General features: G+C 63.0%; 17 protein-coding genes. 12 read left to right on the top strand and 5 right to left on the bottom strand.

Translation table 11 applies throughout. The annotated features are described in order from the left end of the window. Positions 1–134: 134 nt before the first annotated feature. From AC1DLT_RS09510 to AC1DLT_RS09520, 3 genes are all read right to left on the bottom strand, one after another. Positions 135–1,235 carry a DNA alkylation repair protein gene (locus tag AC1DLT_RS09510; RefSeq protein ID WP_477486587.1) on the bottom strand — a complete coding sequence of 367 codons (1,101 nt, stop codon included), beginning with the start codon at positions 1,233–1,235 and terminating at the stop codon, positions 135–137. A 132-nt stretch (positions 1,236–1,367) separates the two neighbouring features. Then, positions 1,368–2,804, bottom strand: a complete 1,437-nt coding sequence (locus tag AC1DLT_RS09515) for an NAD-dependent succinate-semialdehyde dehydrogenase (RefSeq protein ID WP_477486588.1) — start codon at positions 2,802–2,804, stop codon at positions 1,368–1,370. Between the two features lie 156 nt (positions 2,805–2,960). Next, on the bottom strand, positions 2,961–3,542 hold the full coding sequence (locus tag AC1DLT_RS09520) for a cupin domain-containing protein (RefSeq protein ID WP_477486589.1): 582 nt from the start codon (positions 3,540–3,542) through the stop codon (positions 2,961–2,963). 217 nt (positions 3,543–3,759) lie between these two features. On the opposite strand from AC1DLT_RS09520, the gene AC1DLT_RS09525 reads away from it, so the two are divergent. Together AC1DLT_RS09525 and AC1DLT_RS09530 are read left to right on the top strand one after the other, a co-directional pair. Next, on the top strand, positions 3,760–4,233 hold the full coding sequence (locus tag AC1DLT_RS09525) for a VOC family protein (protein WP_247031034.1): 474 nt from the start codon (positions 3,760–3,762) through the stop codon (positions 4,231–4,233). 12 nt (positions 4,234–4,245) lie between these two features. Then, positions 4,246–4,740, top strand: a complete 495-nt coding sequence (locus AC1DLT_RS09530) for an SRPBCC family protein (RefSeq protein WP_477486590.1) — start codon at positions 4,246–4,248, stop codon at positions 4,738–4,740. 90 nt (positions 4,741–4,830) lie between these two features. Here the strand turns inward: AC1DLT_RS09530 and AC1DLT_RS09535 are convergent, their stop codons facing one another. Further along, positions 4,831–6,006, bottom strand: coding sequence for an acyl-CoA dehydrogenase (locus AC1DLT_RS09535; protein WP_477486591.1), 1,176 nt, complete (start codon positions 6,004–6,006; stop codon positions 4,831–4,833). 114 nt (positions 6,007–6,120) lie between these two features. Here AC1DLT_RS09535 and AC1DLT_RS09540 point away from each other — a divergent pair, with 114 nt between their 5' ends. Next, a complete protein-coding gene (locus AC1DLT_RS09540; protein WP_477486592.1) occupies positions 6,121–7,038 on the top strand; it encodes a LysR family transcriptional regulator in 918 nt (305 codons plus the stop codon). 132 nt (positions 7,039–7,170) lie between these two features. Here the strand turns inward: AC1DLT_RS09540 and AC1DLT_RS09545 are convergent, their stop codons facing one another. Continuing rightward, complete coding sequence (locus tag AC1DLT_RS09545) at positions 7,171–8,598, bottom strand: amidase (RefSeq protein ID WP_477486912.1); 1,428 nt, start codon at positions 8,596–8,598, stop codon at positions 7,171–7,173. Positions 8,599–8,749: 151 nt separating this feature from the next. On the opposite strand from AC1DLT_RS09545, the gene AC1DLT_RS09550 reads away from it, so the two are divergent. The 9 genes from AC1DLT_RS09550 (at position 8,750) to AC1DLT_RS09590 (ending at position 18,184) form a co-directional block, all read left to right on the top strand. Beyond that, the gene (locus AC1DLT_RS09550) at positions 8,750–9,847 is read left to right on the top strand and encodes a LacI family DNA-binding transcriptional regulator (protein ID WP_477486593.1); all 1,098 of its coding nucleotides are present in this window, start codon (positions 8,750–8,752) and stop codon (positions 9,845–9,847) included. Continuing rightward, positions 9,844–10,878 carry an ABC transporter substrate-binding protein gene (locus tag AC1DLT_RS09555; protein ID WP_477486594.1) on the top strand — a complete coding sequence of 345 codons (1,035 nt, stop codon included), beginning with the start codon at positions 9,844–9,846 and terminating at the stop codon, positions 10,876–10,878. Before AC1DLT_RS09550 ends, AC1DLT_RS09555 begins: the two co-directional genes overlap by 4 nt. A gap of 100 nt (positions 10,879–10,978) precedes the next feature. Beyond that, complete coding sequence (locus tag AC1DLT_RS09560) at positions 10,979–11,821, top strand: ABC transporter permease (RefSeq protein WP_477486595.1); 843 nt, start codon at positions 10,979–10,981, stop codon at positions 11,819–11,821. Then, the gene (locus AC1DLT_RS09565; protein ID WP_477486596.1) at positions 11,818–12,600 is read left to right on the top strand and encodes an ABC transporter permease; all 783 of its coding nucleotides are present in this window, start codon (positions 11,818–11,820) and stop codon (positions 12,598–12,600) included. Before AC1DLT_RS09560 ends, AC1DLT_RS09565 begins: the two co-directional genes overlap by 4 nt. After that, a complete protein-coding gene (locus AC1DLT_RS09570) occupies positions 12,593–13,618 on the top strand; it encodes an ABC transporter ATP-binding protein (RefSeq protein ID WP_477486597.1) in 1,026 nt (341 codons plus the stop codon). Before AC1DLT_RS09565 ends, AC1DLT_RS09570 begins: the two co-directional genes overlap by 8 nt. Positions 13,619–13,629: 11 nt before the next feature. Continuing rightward, positions 13,630–14,571, top strand: coding sequence for a nucleoside hydrolase (locus AC1DLT_RS09575; protein ID WP_477486598.1), 942 nt, complete (start codon positions 13,630–13,632; stop codon positions 14,569–14,571). Next, complete coding sequence (locus AC1DLT_RS09580) at positions 14,568–16,355, top strand: adenine deaminase (RefSeq protein WP_477486599.1); 1,788 nt, start codon at positions 14,568–14,570, stop codon at positions 16,353–16,355. The genes AC1DLT_RS09575 and AC1DLT_RS09580 overlap by 4 nt, the downstream gene beginning before the upstream one ends. Positions 16,356–16,364: 9 nt before the next feature. Further along, positions 16,365–17,042, top strand: coding sequence for a phosphoribosyltransferase (locus AC1DLT_RS09585; protein ID WP_477486600.1), 678 nt, complete (start codon positions 16,365–16,367; stop codon positions 17,040–17,042). A gap of 92 nt (positions 17,043–17,134) precedes the next feature. Next, positions 17,135–18,184 (top strand): dipeptidase, encoded by a 1,050-nt coding sequence (locus AC1DLT_RS09590; protein ID WP_477486601.1) that lies wholly within the window; start codon positions 17,135–17,137, stop codon positions 18,182–18,184. Positions 18,185–18,223 lie beyond the last annotated feature (39 nt).

Consider the following 18,223-nt stretch of genomic DNA (forward strand, 5'->3'; position numbering starts at 1 on the left):
TCTCTGGCTCTCTCTCTATCGAAGAGGGAAAAGGCGCTGACGCCCCCGTTCATCCTCTCCCCTCGGGGAGAGGTCCACCGAGCGAAGCGGAGGCGGGGTGAGGGGGCCGCACCCGCCAACCTGGCCGAAAAAGCTTAAGCCAGAAGCTCGAACGCATCCTCGGCCAGCACCTCGCCATTGACCACCAGCTCGACCGGATGCCGGCCGGCATAATGGACGCGTGTGGTGAAGTCGCGGATGGCGCGGCTGATCGTGAGTTCACAGCTCTCGCCGGCACCCAGCGTGATCTCCTTCCACTTGAAGACCTTCTTTGAGGTGCCGCCTGCCTTCTTCACGTAGTGGACCGCATAATCGATGACGAGCTTCTGCGGCGCCGACGCGGTCGACACCACCCTGGCCGATATCTTCACCGCGCCCCCGAGTTTCAGCGACGATGGTGTCACCGCGAGACTCTCGATCTTCACCTCTGCCTTGTGACCGGCGCCGAAGACGTGGAGCGCTCGGGCGTCGCCCTTCTTGATCAGCGTGCGCAGCGCCTGTTTGATGATCCAGGCCGTTCGCGGGTCGTCCTTCGGCCAGTCGGTGATCCTGTCGAACACCCAGGCAGGATGGTCCTTGGTGATGTCGTTCAGATGGTTGGCGACGGATTTGCGGACGTAAAGGCTCGGGTCGCTCTTCAGGTTTTCGAGGATCGGCGCGACAGGCGAGGGGTCAGCAATCAGTTCTTTCAGCTGGAACGACCAGGGCAGGCGCGGCCGGCAGCCTTCGCTCGAAAGCCGGCGCACGTGTTCGTTGTCGTCCCGCGACCAGCGCTCCATCACTTTCAGCGTCCGGCCGAGGTCCTTCAGGAGGAAATGTCGGATGGCGAATTCCGACGAGCCGAAGCGGGTGAAGAAGGCGAGCGCATCCATCGACAGGTCGAAATGGTCATGGCCGTGGAGCGCCACATATTCCGGCAGCACAATCGAGGCGAAGCCGTGGTTGATGCGGGGTGCCAGTGCCCGCAGGATGTCGATATTCTTTTCGATCCCGCCGGGCAGGACTGCGTGGTAGGCGACGGCGATCTGACGCAGGCGCTGCATGATGCTCAGATCGTCGAGACCGGTGGAAGTGAGCGTCAGAAAGCGCTCCCCGTCGAAGCCGGGATGGATGGCCTTGGTCTCGGCCGCAAAATGCTGGAGGCGATCGCGGTTAAAGATTTCCTTCAGGAGCGGTGCTGCTTCAGTCTCGGCCATGGCGCTTCATCCGATGTTCACTGTTTGTTTTTGGTATTCGACTCGAATGACGCGGGCAAGCGCAAAAGAAAACGCGGGTCGATGCATCAGCACCGACCGGCGTCGAGAACGCGGGTCTAAAAAACCTTCAGGTCAGCTCATCTGGCTGACGAAGCGGGTTTCGAGATAGGCTTCGGTGGCTTCCGAGCCGCCTTCCGTGCCGTAGCCAGAGTCCTTGATGCCGCCGAACGGCACTTCCGGCAGGGCCAGACCGTTGTGGTTGATGGTCAGCATGCCGGCTTCCACCTGGCGGCTGAGCGCGTGGGCGGTCTTCACCGAGCCGGTGAAGGCGTAGGAGGCGAGGCCGAAGGGCAGCCGGTTGGCTTCCGCGATCGCGTCGTCGTAATGCGAGAAGCGGTTGATGATCGCGATCGGGCCGAAGGGCTCGTCGTTCATGATCTTCGCCGATGTCGGGACTTCGGAGAGGACCGTCGGCTCGAAGAAGTGGCCCTTGTTGCCGATGCGGTGGCCGCCGGTCTTCAACTCGCCGCCATGGGTGATGGCGTCCTGAATCAAAGCCTCCATGGCCGGGATGCGGCGCTCGTTGGCGAGCGGACCCATGGTCACGCCGTCTTCCAGGCCGTTGCCGACCTTGATCGCCTGTGCCGCCTTGACGAAACCGGCGGTGAACTTGTCGGCGATGCTGTCCTGCACGAGGAAGCGGGTCGGGGCGACGCAGACCTGGCCGGCATTGCGGAATTTTGACATGGCGGTGACTTCGATCGCCTTTTCGAGATCGGCATCGTCGAAGATCATCACCGGCGCATGGCCGCCGAGTTCCATCGTGGCACGCTTCATGTGCTTGCCGGCGAGGGCTGCCAGATGTTTGCCGATCGGGGTGGAGCCGGTGAACGAGATCTTGCGGATGACCGGATGCGGGATCAGGTATTCGGAAATCTCGGCCGGAATGCCGTAAACGAGGTTCACGACGCCTGCGGGCACGCCGGCATCGATGAAGGCTCGGATCAGCTCGGCCGGCGAAGCGGGCGTTTCTTCAGGCGCCTTGACGATGATCGAGCAACCGGTCGCAAGAGCTGCGGAGAGCTTGCGGACCACCTGGTTGAGCGGGAAATTCCAGGGCGTGAAGGCGGCGACTGGGCCGACCGGCAGCTTGATCGCCATCTGCGAGACGCCGCTCATGCGGGCCGGGATGATCTGGCCATAGGTGCGGCGGGCCTCTTCGGCGAACCAGTCGATCGTATCGGCGGCCCCCATGACTTCCATCTTCGACTGGGCGAGCGGCTTGCCCTGTTCGCGGGTCATGTAATAGGCAATCTGGTCTACGCGCTGGCGCAGCAGATCGGCGGCCTTGCGCATCAGTTTCGAACGGTCGAAGGGCGAGGTATCGCGCCAGATCCTGAAACCCTTTTCGGCGGCTTCCAGCGCCAGGTCCAGGTCCGCCTTGCGGGCATGGGCTATTTTCCCGATCACTTCTTCCGTCGCGGGATCGGAAACATCGATGGTTTCGCCGCCGATGGCATCGCGCCATTCGCCGTTGATGAAAAGCTTGACGTCGGGATAGCTGTGCATGGTGTCCACTTTCATTTCAAGGCTGAAAACGCCCTTTTGGGGCGTGGGAGAAGGTGCGGGGATGTCGGCCTGTGACCTAAAATAATTGACAGGAACAATCAACGTTCATATGGCAACATTCATAGGGAGCCGGATGAAATCTGGGCTTCTCTTTTCCTAAAGATAGGGTGGCGTGCAGGCACTTACCACCTCGCAGCGCTCGGTTCCGACGTTACGATATCGGTGCGGCTGACGGCTGTCGAAGAGGAAGGCGTCGCCCTTTTTGAGGATGCGCGTCTGGCTGCCGACGGTCAGTTCCAATTCGCCGGCGACGACCACGCCGCCTTCTTCGGCATCATGCTGCAGCATGGTCTCGCCGGTATCTGCGCCGGGCTCGTAGAACTCGTGGAAAATCTGGATGCTGTGGGATTTGGCGTCGCCGACCTGTAGCAGCGTCAAAGCGCCGGTCGAAAGCGGCGTCAGTTCCTCGGCACGGTAGAACACCTGGTCGACCGGCGGCAGCGTCAGCGCGAAAAAGTCGGTCAGCGGATAGTTGATTGCTTCGAGGATCTTCTTCAGCGAGGCGACCGAAGGGCTCACCTTGTTCTTCTCGATCAGCGACACGAGGGAATGTGTGACGCCCGCCTTGACCGCCAGCGCCCGCTGCGACAGGCCGTGCTGCTTGCGCACCAGACAAAGACGCTCGCCGACATTGAAACCGCCACCGGCCCCTTCCGCCGCATTTTCCATGGCGTGCATTCTTCAAAACGACCTTTGTTTCATTTCCTCGCCGCCGATCACGGCAGCGTTTCACTGATACACCGAAGGCGGGAATTTCTCCAATGACGAAAAACGGCGCGGTTGGTGAGGGATGCAACTTTTTTCGGCTGGATGTCGGATTACCGAAAGCACGTACGTCTTTGAGTTATGGTCGCCATCGACGGCCGCTTAACCAGGATTGAAAGGGAGAAATGCAATGGCGAAGAACACGATCTGCTTATGGTTTGACAAGGACGCCGAGGAGGCTGCCCGCTTCTATGCCGAGACTTTTCCGGACAGCAAGGTCGGCGCCGTAACCCGCGCGCCCGGCGATTACCCGGACGGCAAGCAGGGGGATGTGCTGGTGGTAGAATTCACCGTTGCCGGAGTGGCATGCATCGGCCTGAACGGCGGCCCGATCTTCAAGCACAACGAAGCGTTTTCCTTCCAAATCTCGACCGAAGACCAGGAAGAGACCGATCGCTACTGGAACGCCATCGTCGGTAACGGCGGCCAGGAAAGCGAATGCGGCTGGTGCAAGGACAGATGGGGCGTCTCCTGGCAGATCACGCCACGTGTCCTCATCGAAGCCCTTGCTGTCGGCGGCGGCGAGGCGAAACGTGCCTTCGAGGCGATGATGACCATGAAGAAGATCGACGTCGCGGCAATCGAAGCTGCCCGGCGGGGCTAAGGGAGACAACCAATGGACAAAAATGTGAGCGTTCGCCGCACAGCGGTCGAACGGAGGTCCGAGCGTGAACTCGTCGTGACGCGCAGCTTCGACGCCCCGGTCCGCCTCGTATTCGATGCATGGACGAAGCCCGAATTGTTCAAGCAGTGGTGGGCGCCGAAATCCAGCGGCGTCCCGCTTCTTGCCTGCGAGATGGATGTCCAAGCCGGAAGAGGCTATAGCGTCACGTTCGGACCGGACGCCGCAAACTCCATGACCTTCTTCGGAAAATATCTCGAAGTATCGCCGCCCTCGCGCCTCGTCTGGACCAATGACGAAAATGAAAACGGCTCCGTCACCACGGTCACTTTCGAGGAGGAGGAGGACGGCAGGACGCTGCTGGTCCTGCATGAACTTTATCCTTCCAAGGAAGCGGCCGACGAGTCTTGTGCCGGCATGGAAGGCGCGCTGCCCGAACAGTTCGGGCAGCTGGATGAACTTCTCGTCACCCTGGACGCGCGCGTGTGAACCCGCGACCGCCATTCGGCTGAGACGCCGAGATATAAAAGCCCGGCGCGCTAGGAGCGGCCGGGCTGATTGTCGAAGCGTAGCTTCCGCTTAGAAAAACGCCTGGATGCCCGTCTGGGCGCGGCCCAGGATCAGCGCGTGGACGTCGTGCGTGCCTTCGTAGGTGTTCACCGTCTCCAGGTTTTGCGAATGGCGCATGACGTGATACTCGATCTGGATGCCGTTGCCGCCGTGCATGTCGCGGGCTTGCCTCGCGATATCCAGCGCCTTGCCGCAATTGTTGCGCTTGACGATGGAGATCATTTCCGGGGCCATCTTGTGCTGGTCCATCAGCTGGCCGACGCGGAGCGAAGCCTGCAGGCCAAGGGTGATTTCGGTCTGCATGTCGGCGAGCTTCTTCTGGTAGAGCTGCATGCCGGCGAGCGGCTTGCCGAACTGCTTGCGGTCAAGACCGTACTGGCGGGCGCGGAACCAGCAGTCTTCGGCGGCTCCCATAACGCCCCAGGAAATGCCGTAGCGGGCACGGTTGAGGCAGCCGAAAGGACCCTTGAGACCGGAAACGTTCGGCAGGATTGCATCGTCGCCGACTTCGACGCTGTCCATGACGATCTCGCCGGTGATCGAGGCGCGCAGCGACAGCTTGCCGCCGATCTTCGGCGCCGACAGGCCCTTCATGCCCTTTTCGAGCACGAAGCCGCGGATCTCGTTGTTGTGGGCTTCCGACTTCGCCCAGACGACGAAGACGTCGGCGATCGGTGCGTTGGAGATCCACATCTTCGAGCCGCGCAGGCGGTAACCGCCTTCGATCTTTTCGGCGCGGGTCTTCATGCCGCCCGGATCGGAGCCGGCATCCGGTTCGGTCAGACCGAAACAGCCGATCAGCTCGCCGGAGACGAGGCCCGGCAGATATTTCTTCTTCTGCTCGTCGGAGCCGTAGGCGAAGATCGGATAGATGACCAGCGAGGACTGCACGCTCATCATCGAGCGGTAGCCGCTGTCGATACGCTCGATCTCGCGGGCAACGAGGCCGTAGGCGACGTAGGAGGCATTGGCGGCGCCATATTCTTCCGGCAGGGTCACGCCGAGCAGGCCGGTCTGGCCCATCAGCTTGAAGAGGCCCTTGTCGGTCGTCTCGTCGAGATAGGCCTCCTGGACGCGCGGCAGGAGTTCAGCCTTGGCGAAGGCGGCAGCCGCGTCACGGATCATCCGCTCCTCGTCGGTCAGCTGCTCTTCGAGAAGAAAGGGATCGTTCCAGGAAAAAGCCAAGGGTCTGCCTCCGGTTTGAAATCTGGCAAATTGAAGTTTAAAGAATTATCGCCAGCACGGCGCCCGAGAGCAAGCACCGTTTACTCATCAGGCCATGATCTATAGTAATAGGCAATGGTCAGCCTCTCGCGAAAATTATTGCCTTCCACCTCCGCGCTCGCGGCCTTCGATTCCGTCGCCCGGCTCGGTAGTTTCTCAGGTGCGGCGGAAGAGCTGTCGCTGACGCAAGGGGCGATCAGCCGGCAGGTTTCCGGCCTGGAGGAGCAGCTGGGGATCCAGCTTTTCGACCGTACCAGCCGCGGCGTCAGCCTCACTTCGGCGGGGGCGGATTATGCCAAGGTGGTGGCGAACGCACTGTCGCAGATCCGCTCCGCCTCGCTGCAGGTCATGACCAAACGGCATAGCGATCAGCTCAACCTCGCGATCCTGCCGACTTTCGGTACCCGTTGGCTGATGCCGCGCATCCCGCAATTCGTTGCAAGGCATCCGGAGATCACCCTCAATTTCGCCACCCGCATCGGGGTCTTCGATTTCGACCGCGACGGCATCGACATGGCGATCCATATCGGCCAACCGGACTGGCCGGGCGCGGAATGCACCTTCCTGATGGAGGAAATGGTGGCGCCGGTCTCATCGCCGGCATTCCTCGCTTCGCACCCGATCAAAAAGGCCGAGGACCTGATGCGCCTGCCGCTGCTGCACATGGCCTCGCGGCCAGGTGCCTGGAGCCACTGGTTCGAAAGCCTTGGCATCACCGGAACGCCGTCACAGGGCATGCGCTTCGAGCAGTTCGGCAACGTCGCTCAGGCCTGTATCGCGGGCCTCGGCGTTGCGCTGATGCCGCTTTTCCTGATCGACTCGGAACTGGCGAGCGGCCAGCTTGTGGAAGCGTACCCCCACCAGGTGACGAGCCCCAGCGCCTACTATGCGGTGGCGCCTGTGAGCAAGAGGGATTTCCGGCCGGTGGTGGCGTTTCGGGCGTGGCTGATCGAGGAAGTTGGTCGGTATCGGGAAGAAGTCGTGGGGTGGTAGGGGCAGCGCGTGGAGCCCCTCCCCCTTGTGGGGAGGGGTTGGGGAGGGGACTTCGCTCCGTATTCAGGCCCCTCCCGCCTGCCGGCCACCCTCCCCACAAGGGGGAGGGTTAAAAACGCCGCGCCGCCTCGGTTAAAGCTTCGGCCGCTTATCCAACCAATCCGTGGCCGCTTCATAAGCCAGCGCAATCTCCAGCACCGCCTTGTCGGCGCGCGGGCGGCCGATGATCTGGATGCCGGCGGGCAGGCCGTCTGCGCCGAAGCCGGCGGGCATGGCGGCGACCGGAAGGCCGGCCATCGAGGCCGGGACCACCACTTCCATCCAGCGGTGATAGGTGTCCATCGTCCGGCCGCCGATCTCCTTCGGCCAATGGGTTTCAGCGTCGAAGGGGAAGGCCTGGGCAGACGGCAGGATCAGGTAATCGTACCGGTCGAACACGGTCAGCAGGTATTGATACCAGGCACTGCGGCGTTTCGAGGCGAAATGCACCTCGCGCGCCGTCATGTCGAGCCCGCGCTCGATTTCCCAGATGATCTCGGGCTTCATTTGGGCGCGCTTTTCCGGATCGTCGTAGTTGTCGCGCATGCCGCTCGCGGTCAGCCAGCTGCGCAGCGTCGTCCAGGAGCGCCAGAGGTTGTCCATGTCGAAGTCCGGAACGAATTCGTCCACCGCGCAGCCGATTCGTTCGAAGACCGGAAGCGTCGCCCGGCAGAGTTCAAGCACGCCGGGTTCGAAAGGCAGGTAACCGCCGAGATCGCCGAGCCAGGCGACGCGGGCGCCTGAAAAGTCGCGGCTGTCATCTGGCGTCAGGTCCTCGGTCGGCAGGGATAGCGGATCGCGCGGATCGTAACCGGCCTGGGTCGAAAGCAGGGCGGCGATATCGCGCACCGTGCGGCCCATGGGACCCAGAACGGAGAGCTGGCCCATGAAGTTTTCCAGCTTCAGGGAGGAGGGGACGCGACCGAAACTCGGGCGGAAACCGACGACATTGTTGAAGGCTGCGGGGTTGCGCAGCGAGCCCATCATGTCCCCGCCATCCGCGACCGGTAGGAGATGTGCCGAAAGGGCCGCCGCCGCGCCGCCGCTCGAGCCACCGACGGTTTTGGTCAGGTCGTAGGGGTTCCTGGTGATCCCATGCACCGGATTATAGCTCTGCGAGCCAAGCCCCTGTTCCGGCGTGTTGGTCTTGCCGATGATGATCGCGCCGGCCGCGCGAATGCGCTCGACCATCACCTCGTCCTTCTCAGGCACGAAATCGGCAAAGATCGGCGAGCCATAGGTGCAGCGGATGCCCTTCACTTCGCAGAGATCCTTGATGGCGATCGGCATGCCATGCATCCAGCCGCGCGATTTACCTGAAGCAAGTTCGGCGTCACATTCAGTGGCTTCCGCCATAAGCTCGTGCCGGCTGCGCAGGCTGACGATCGCGTTGATTGCGGGATTGAGCCTGTCGATCCGTTCGAGATAGGCCGTCATCACTTCGGCGCAGGAGGCCCGGCCGTCATGGATTGCTGCCGAAAGCGCTGTGGCGGAAAGGCCGATTATCTCGTCGTCCTGCATCATTGTTTCCTCATGAATACTAAAGGATTTCCACAGGTCGGGGCGGGGAAGTCAAGGCCGCATGTGGGGATGTTGGGCTGACATTTACAAACGACTCGACAAAGGCCTTTGAGCAAAGTATGCGTGCTTAAACGTTTAATCAGAGCATGATATGGCTTCACCCCGTCCCGGACCGAACATGAGCGCCATCGCTGCCGCCCTCGGCGTGTCGGCGGCGACCGTGTCGAATGCGCTTTCCGGCAAGGGACGCGTGTCGCCGGAGCTTATCGAGAAGGTTCGGGCCAAGGCAAGCGAGCTCGGTTATGTGCCGAGCCTGACCGCCCGGGCGCTGCGCACCGGGCGCACCGGCGTGCTCGGGCTTGTCCTCCCGGATATCGCCAACCCGCTCTTCCCGCAGATTGCCCAGGCGATCGAGAACGCCGCCTCGAATGCCGGCTACGGCGTGCTCATCGCCGACTCCCGCGGCGATATCGCGGCGCAGACCGAGGCGATCGGCAGGCTTCTGGAACGTGGCGTCGACGGCATGGTCATCGTTCCCCGGCGCGGCACGTGGATCGCCGATGTCGGCTGCCCCGTTGCCGTGATCGATACGCCCTCCACGCCCGGCAATACCGTTTCGGCCGACCATTGGGACGGCGGCAGCCAGATGGGCCGCCACCTTGCGGAGCTTGGCCACCGCAAGGTGCTGCTGATCGGCACCAGCGCCTCCTCGAACGTGCAGAACGACCGTATCGGCGGGCTGAAGGCCGGCCTCGGCGCGCGGGTCGAATGCGATACGCTGTGGATCGAGAAACTCGAGGCGGTTTCGGGCGAAGGCTGTCCACTGGGTTTGGCGGACAAGGCCAGGGCGGGTTTTACGGCTTTTGCGGCTGTCTCCGATCTTTCGGCGCTTCGGGCGCTGACGGAACTGCAGCGCGCCGGCATCGGTGTACCGGAAACGGTCAGCGTCACCGGTTTCGACGACCTCATCTGGTCGGCGGTCGTCACGCCGGCCCTTACCACCGTGCGTATGGACATGGTGACGATCGCCGACCTGGCGATTGCCGCGCTCATTCGTGCGATCGAGCCCGAAGGAGAGGCCGAAAACGGAGCCGAGGAGGTTTCGACCGGCAACGTCACCTCCGAGACCGACCGGGTCCCGATGCAGCTCATCGTGCGCCAGTCGGCGGCCGTCCCGCAGGCCGGTGGCATTTCGAATTTGCATGCCCAAACCCCCAACAAGCCGACGGCAGGAGAAATCACATCATGAACAAGGTCATTCTTGCGTCGGGCGCCGCCCTGATGCTTACCATGGGTGCCGCGCAAACCCCGGCCCTCGCCCAGGAAAAGACGCTGACGATTTCCGTCTATGCGCTGGCCCAAGACGAATACAAGCAGATCGTCTACGATCCCTTCCAGAAGATCTGCGGCTGCAAGCTGGTCGTCGAGACCGGCAACAGCGTCGAGCGCCTCGCCAAGATGGAGGCCAACAAGGCCAACCCGGTCGTCGACATGGCCGTCATCTCGATGGCGGATGCGCTCGCTGCCTCGCGCGCCGGCCTGATCGACAAGGTCGACACCTCCAAGCTTTCGAATTTCGGCAAGCTCTATGACATTGCCAAGGATCCGAACGGCGACGGCATGAGCGTCGGTTACACGTTCTATGCCACCTCGATCGCCTACCGTTCGGACAAGATGAAGATCGACAGCTGGGCCGATCTGCTGAAGCCGGAATATGCAAGCCATGTCGCATGGCCGAATGTCACCACCAACCAGGGCCCGCCGGCGCTCTACATGCTGGGCCTGTCGCTTGCCAAGGACACCCCGGACCTGAAGGCTCCGATCGAAGCGGTTGGCGCCAAGAAGGGCGAGATCGTCACCTTCTACGAAAAGTCGTCGCAGCTGGTGCAGCTGATGCAGCAGGAAGAAATCTGGGCAGCGCCGATCGGCCGCTTCACCTGGGCTCCCTTCACCAAGCTCGGCTTCCCGATCGCCTGGGCCATGCCGAAGGAAGGCCAGACGGGCGGCATGAACGTCATGACCGTCACCAAGGGCTCCAAGAACCGCGATCTCGCGCTGCAGTTCATGGATTTCTGGCTCTCGACCGAAGTCCAGACCAAGCTCGCCGAAAAGCTGATCGACAGCCCGTCCAACAAGGACGTCAAGCTTTCCGAAGCGGTCGCCAACAACCTCACCTATGGCGAGGAAACGGCAAAGAGCCTGAAGCTGATCCCGTCCGCCGTCGCGCTCGACAACCGTGCCGGCTGGATCAAGACCTGGAACGAGAAGGTCGGCCAGTAAGGGCCAACGCAACCACGGAATAGCCTCCCAAGGCTGAGGGATACGGGCAGCGCGCGAATGCCTGTCCGTATCCCGACTAGTTGAACAGGATCGAACCACCATGTTCCAGAACAGGGCTGAAGCGCTGGCACTTGCGCTGCCGGCCGCGATTTTCACGGCGGCGGTGTTTCTCGTGCCTGTCGTGATCCTGCTATCGGATGGATTTCGCGTGCCGACCGGCGGCTGGACGATTTCCGCCTATACGGACTTCTTCTCCAATTCGCTGAACCAGACGGTCTTCCTGCGCACGCTCCGGCTCGGCGCCCTCGTTACCATCGCCTCGGCCGCGATCGGTTATGCGGCGGCGTTCGCGATCGTCAGCCTGGAACCCGGCGCCAAGGGCAAGGTCACAGGCCTTGTGGTGCTGCCGCTGATGATCTCGCCGGTCGCCCGCACCTATGCCTGGATCGTCATCCTCGGCCGCACCGGCATCGTCAACCAGGCTTTCCAGGCGCTTGGCATCACCGAGGCGCCGCTGCGCATCCTGTTCTCGGAGACGGCTATTTTCATCGGCCTCTTACAGCTCTTCCTGCCGCTGATGATCATCTCGCTGATCTCCGCGCTCGAAAACATGCCCAAGGATGCCATTCCGGCGGCACGCGTACTCGGCGCCAACTGGTTCCAGGTGTTCTGGAAGGTCGTGCTGCCGCTCACCAAGGAAGGCCTCGTGATCGGCGGCACGCTGGTCTTCACCGGCTCGCTGACCGCCTATATCACTCCCGCGATCCTCGGCGGTTCCAAGGTCCTGATGCTCGAAACGCTGCTCTACCAGCAGGTCGCGGTCTCCAACAATTTCGTCGCGGCGAGCGTCATCGCCTTCATCCTGATCGTCATGAGCTTTGCCGCCAACATCCTCCTCAAGCGGGTCGCCACGGCGCGCAACAAGCAGAGGAGCCAGGCATGACGCTGCGCAGCCTCTTCATCCCGATCACGCTTCTCCTCGTGATCGCCTTCCTGATCGGGCCGTTCCTGATCATCGTCGCCGCTTCCTTCTCGGCCGGCGAAACGCTCGCCTTCCCGCCGCAGGGATTTTCGCTGCGCTGGATCGCCAAGGTGTTCACGGTCGAGAGTTTCCGCGCCTCGTTCGGCATGTCGCTGTTTTTGGCGATCGGCGGCACGGCGGCGGCGCTTGTCCTCGGCATTCTGGCCTCCTATGCGCTGTCGCGCTACAAGCTGCCGGGAGCGGAGATCGTCCGCACCATCGTCTCCGCGCCGATCATCGTGCCGGGCATCATCGTTGGCCTGGCGCTGCTACGCTACATCGTCGTGCCGTTCCAAGTCGGAATCACGCTGGCGCTGTTCCTCGCCCACACGGCGCTGGTCCTGCCTTATGCGGTGCGCGTGGTCTCCGCCAGCCTCGACAACCTGCGCTCCGACATCGAGGAAGCGGCCGTGCTGCTCGGGTCCTCGCGGCTCGGCGCCTTCTTCCGGGTGGTGATGCCGAACATCCGCGGCGGCATCATGTCGGCCTTCATCCTCGGCTTCGTCACCAGCTTCAACCAGGTGCCGGTATCGCTGTTCCTCTCAGGGCCGGGCGTACGCACCCTGCCGGTCGACATGATCGCCTATATGGAAATCGTCTTCGATCCTTCCGTCGCAGCGCTCTCCTCGCTGCTCGCCTTCCTCTCCATCGGCATCGTTTTTATTGCCGAACGTTTCCTGGGGTTCTCCCGCTATGTCTGATGCGTCCTATCTCTCGCTCGAAAAGCTGACGCTCGCCTATGGCGATTCCGTCGCCGTCGCGAACCTCGATCTCGATATCCGCAAGGGCGAGCTGATCGCGCTGCTCGGCCCTTCCGGCTGCGGCAAGACGACGACGATGCGGGCGATCGCCGGCCTGCTGCCGGTCAAAAGCGGCCATGTGCGCCTCGACGGCACCGACATTACCCGGGTGCCGGCCAACAAACGCGCCGTCGGCCTGATGTTCCAGTCCTACGCGCTCTTCCCGCATCTCTCGGTCTACGAGAACGTCGCCTTCGGGCTGAAGCTCAAGGACATGCGCGGGACCGAACTCGATACCAAGGTCCAGTCCGGCCTGAAGTCCGTCGGTCTGTCGGCCTTCGCCAACCGCAAGCCGGCCGAGCTTTCCGGCGGCCAGCAGCAGCGCGTGGCGCTCGCCCGTTCGATGGTGATGGAACCGAAGGTGCTGCTGCTCGACGAGCCGCTGTCGAACCTCGACGCCCGCCTGCGTCTGGAAATGCGCACCGAACTGCAGCGCGTCCAGAAGGAGACGGGCGTGACGATGATTTTCGTCACCCACGACCAGGCCGAAGCTTTGGCGCTCGCCGACCGCATTGTGGTCATGAAGAGCGGTAAGATAGAGCAGATCGGTTCGCCGGAAGACATCTACAACCGCCCGACATCGTCCTTCGTGGCGGACTTCGTCGGGTTCGAAAACATTTTCCCGCTCGAAAATGGAAAGATGAAGACCAGTGCGGGTCTCATCGATCTCTCGGGTAAGGCCCCTTCAGCGGCGGGTCTTGCCTGGCGGCCGCGTATGGTGACCCTGGGGACAGGTCCTTTCCAGGGCACCGTGCGCGGTACATCCTTTGCCGGCGACGCACGCGAATACCTGCTCGACACCTCCTTTGGCCCGATCAAGGCGGAGGTGGAGGCGAGCCAGCCAGCGCATGCGCTGGGTGATGCTCTTGCCTTCGACCTGCCGGCCGAAAAGGCCGCGCCGCTCTCGCGATTCGTGTAGGATCCGCCGACATGGGTATCTGGATCGACACGGACATGGGTTTCGACGACATCGCTGCGATCATGGTCGCAGCGCATGCGGGGCTCGGCGTCGACGGCGTTTCGCTGGTCTTCGGCAACGCGCCCATCGAGCATGTCCGCCGTAATGCAGCCGGCGCGGCCTCCGCTTTCGTCTGGCCCTTCCCGGTCCATGCCGGACGCGCTGCACCGGTGCTGGCAAAAATGGAGACCGCGACAGGGATATTAGGCCAGACCGGTATCCCGACCGCGGGCCGGGCCTTACCCGAAGCGCCGGATGCATTTCATACAGATGCCTTCGAAGCGCTCTGTTCCTGGCTCGAAAAGGGCAAAGGTGATGGTGAAGAGGGGGGCAAACGCCGCATCATGGCGCTTGGACCGCTCACCAATATCGCGGCAGTGGCGCTTGCCCGGCCGGATCTTGCAGCCAAGATCACCGATCTCACCTGGATGGGCGGCGGGGTCACCACCGGCAATCATACCGCATCCGCCGAGTTCAACGCCTTTGCCGATCCGGAAGCGCTGGCGATCGTGCTCGCTCACAAGATCCCGTTGCGGATGGTCGATCTCGATCTCTGCCGCAAGGTGCTCTGCGCGCCGGACGACGTCGCGCCGATCCGGGCTGCCGGCGGGCGCAATGCGGAACTGGTTGCCGATCTGCTCGCCGGGTTCGTGGCGATCGCTACCAGCCGTGGTCGCCCGGCCATGGCGCTTTACGACGCGGTCGCGGCCGTCGCCTTTGCCTTTCCGGAACATGTCACCTGGCGCGAAGCGCGCATCGATGTCGAACTGTCCGGCACGCTGACGCGCGGCCGCACCGTGGTCGAGACGCGCACCGGCCGAGGCGAATTCAACGCGGTCTATGGCGTCGAGATCGACGTCGGGAAGGCGAGAGCCATCATTCTTGAAACACTGCGGGCAGAGGCAAGCTGGTGAAGAGTATCATCTCGAGCGTACAGGAATTTACCGAACCGGGCTTGCGTGACCGTGCCGTCACCGCGGCACGCGGCGATGCGCCGTTCGACATCCTGATATCGGGCGGCACGCTGGTCGACATGGTGACGGGCGAGCTGCGCCCGGCCGATATCGGCCTCGTCGGGCCGGTAATCGCCAGCGTCCATGAGACCGGCTCCCGCTCGGATGCGGCCGAGATCATCGACGCTGCGGGCATGTTCATCTCGCCCGGTCTCATCGATACGCATATGCATATCGAAAGTTCGATGGTGACGCCGGCGACCTATGCGGGCGCCGTGCTGCCGCGCGGGGTGACGACCGTCGTCTGGGACCCGCATGAATTCGGCAATGTCCACGGGACCGAAGGTGTGGCCTGGGCACTGGAGGCGGCGAAGCCGCTGCCGCTGCGTGCCGTCGTTCTGGCGCCGTCCTGCGTGCCGTCGGCGCCCGGTTTGGAAATGGCCGGGGCCGATTTCGACGCGGCGACGATCGAGGAAATGCTGTTCTGGCCGAAGATCGGCGGGCTTGCCGAGGTCATGAACATGCGCGGCGTCATCGACCGCGATCCGCGTATGAGCGGCATCGTGCAGGCGGCGCTGGTGTCCGAAAAGCTGGTCTGCGGCCATGCCCGCGGCCTGGCTGGGCCGGACCTTGCGGCCTTCATGGCGTCGGGCATCACCTCCGACCACGAGCTCGTCTCCGCTGCCGACCTGATGGCCAAGCTGCGTGCGGGGCTGACGATCGAGATGCGCGGATCCCACGATCATCTGCTGCCGGAATTCGTCGAGGCGCTCAACACCCTTGGTCGCCTGCCGCAGACGGTGACGCTCTGCACCGACGACGTCTTTCCGGACGATCTCGTTCAGGGCGGCGGCCTCGACGACGTCGTGCGCCGGCTGGTGCGTTATGGCATGAAACCGGAATGGGCGCTGCAGGCAGCCACGCTTAATGCTTCAGTCCGTATCGGCCGCGCCGACCTCGGCCTGATCGCCGCCGGTCGCCGCGCCGATATCGTCCTCTTCGAGGATCTCACGGATTTCCGTGCCCGCCACGTCTTTGCCAGCGGCACGCTGATTGCGCGTGACGGCGTCATGACGGTCGAACTCCATGACGCCGACCCCTGCATTCTGCAGGATTCGGTGAAGCTCAAGCCGCTTCAGACGCAAGATTTCAAATTGCCCGCAACGGGCCGCAAAGTCAGGCTCGCGACGATCGATCGTCCGCGCTTCACGAACTGGGGGCAGACGGATGCGGATGTCGTCGATGGTTACGTGGTACCCCCGGAGGGCACGACGTTGATCGCCGTGACCCACCGCCACGGCCGGGCCGACAGCCGCACCCGTCTTGGGTTCTTGACCGGCTGGGGCACTTGGAAGGGCGCATTCGCCACCACGCTTGCCCATGACAGCCATAACCTCACCGTCTTCGGGTCCGACCCGGCCGACATGGCGGCCGCCGCCAATGCGGTGATCGAGGCCGGCGGCGGTATGGCGGTGGCAACCGGCGGCAAGGTCGAAGTGCTGTTGCCGCTGCCGCTTTCGGGCCTCGTCTCGGAGGCGCCGATGGCGGAGGTGGCCGAAGGTTTCCAGAAAATCCGCACCACCATGGACGGTCTCGTCGATTGGCAGCCGCCTTATCTCGTGTTCAAGGCCTGTTTCGGCGCGACCCTTGCCTGCAATCCCGGCCCGCACCAGACCGATCGCGGCATTGCCGACGTCGCCACCGGCACGCTATTGGAATCGCCGATCCTCGAAATTCTCGAATAGGAAAAGCGAATGCAGCCGCATGATTTCTGGCAGGACGTCCATCCGGCAGGTTCGTTCGACCGGGCAGGGCCGTTTTCCGGCTTCTTCCCGGCAACGCTCGGTGACGGCAGCCAGATCAGGCTGCCGATCCGGCCGCTTGCAGACGGGGAGCACGCGCTCGCCTCTTTGATCATCAACCAGGCAAGTTTCGATGTGCAGGACGCGCTTGCCGCCGACCTTGCGCCGAAGATCGCGGCCTTTCGCCCGGAAGTGATCGTCGGCCTGCCGACTTTGGGCCTGACGCTTGCGGCGGCCGTCGCCCGCGCGCTCGGCCACTTGCGCTACGTGCCGCTCGGGACCTCGCGAAAGTTCTGGTACGACGAAAACCTGTCGGTGCCGCTCTCTTCGATCACCACACCCGAACAGCAGAAGCGCCTCTATGCCGATCCCCGCATGCTGCCGCTGATCAAGGGCAGGCGCGTGGCGCTGATCGACGACGTGATTTCCAGCGGCACCTCGATCGTCTCCGGGCTGACGCTGATGGCCTCGCTCGGCATCGAGCCGGTGGTCATCGGTGCGGCCATGCTGCAATCGGAGCGCTGGCGCGACAAGCTCGATGCGTTCGGCGCAGAATGGCGGCCGCGTGTGACAAGCGTTTTCAGGACGCCGCTGCTGAAGAAGGCGAGCGAGGGAAGCTGGACGGCCTGACGCGTTTTCCGGCTTGCGAAAGAGGAGCGGCTGGCTAGGATCGGCGCATTGCTCACCTTGGAACTTTCACAAGAAAATCGGGAATAGACTTCATGGAACTGGTGTTCGACGGCCATAACGACGTGCTCCTGCGGCTCTGGCGGAACATGAAGGCGGGTGGCAACCCGATTGCCGAATTTACAAACGGCACCCCGAACGGCCATATCGACGGGCCGCGTGCCAAGGCCGGCGGTCTCGCCGGCGGCCTCTGCGCCATCTATATCCCGTCCGGCGAACTGGTTCTGAAGGAACCCGATCAGAACGGTCACTACGTCACGCCGCTGTCCGTCCCGCTCGATCATCTCCCGTCGCTGACGACCGCGCTCGAAATGGCGTCGATCGCGCTTCGCCTCGACCGCGCCGGCGCCTGGCAGCTCTGCCGTTCGACCTCCCACATCCGCAAGGCGATGGACGCCGGCCGTTTCGCCGCCGTCATGCATATGGAAGGCTGCGAGGCGATCGATGCGGATCTCGACAATCTCGAAGTCTTCTACGCCGCCGGCCTGCGTTCGCTTGGGCCCGTCTGGAGCCGCCACAACATCTTCGGCCATGGCGTGCCCTTCGCCTTTCCGATGTCGCCCGACACCGGTCCCGGCCTGACCGACCACGGCTTCGAACTGGTCAAGGCCTGCAACACGCTCGGCATCCTGATCGATCTCGCCCACATCACCGAAAAGGGGTTTTGGGATGTCGCCCGGACTTCCGACCAGCCGCTGATCGCCAGCCATTCGAACGCGCATGCGCTGACGCCGGTCGCCCGCAACCTCACCGACAAACAGCTTGATGCCGTCAAGGAGAGCGGCGGCCTCGTCGGTCTCAACTACGCCGTGACCATGCTGCGCCGCGACGGGCGCGACAATGTCGCCACGCCGCTTTCGGACATGGTGCGCCATATCGACCACCTGGTGCAACGCATGGGCATCGATCACGTGGCGCTTGGATCGGACTTCGACGGCGCCTCGATTCCCGAAGAAATACATGATGCTGCGGGCAATCAAAATCTGGTTGCGGCGCTCAAGGGAGCGGGCTACGCTGACGCAGAGCTGAAAAAGCTATGCCGGGAAAACTGGCTCAGAGTTTTGGGGAAGGCCTGGCACGAATAGGCTTCTTTCCAAAGGTCCAACGAACAAAAACAGGGGAAT

The organism is Neorhizobium sp. 05N33 (assembly GCF_056397445.1).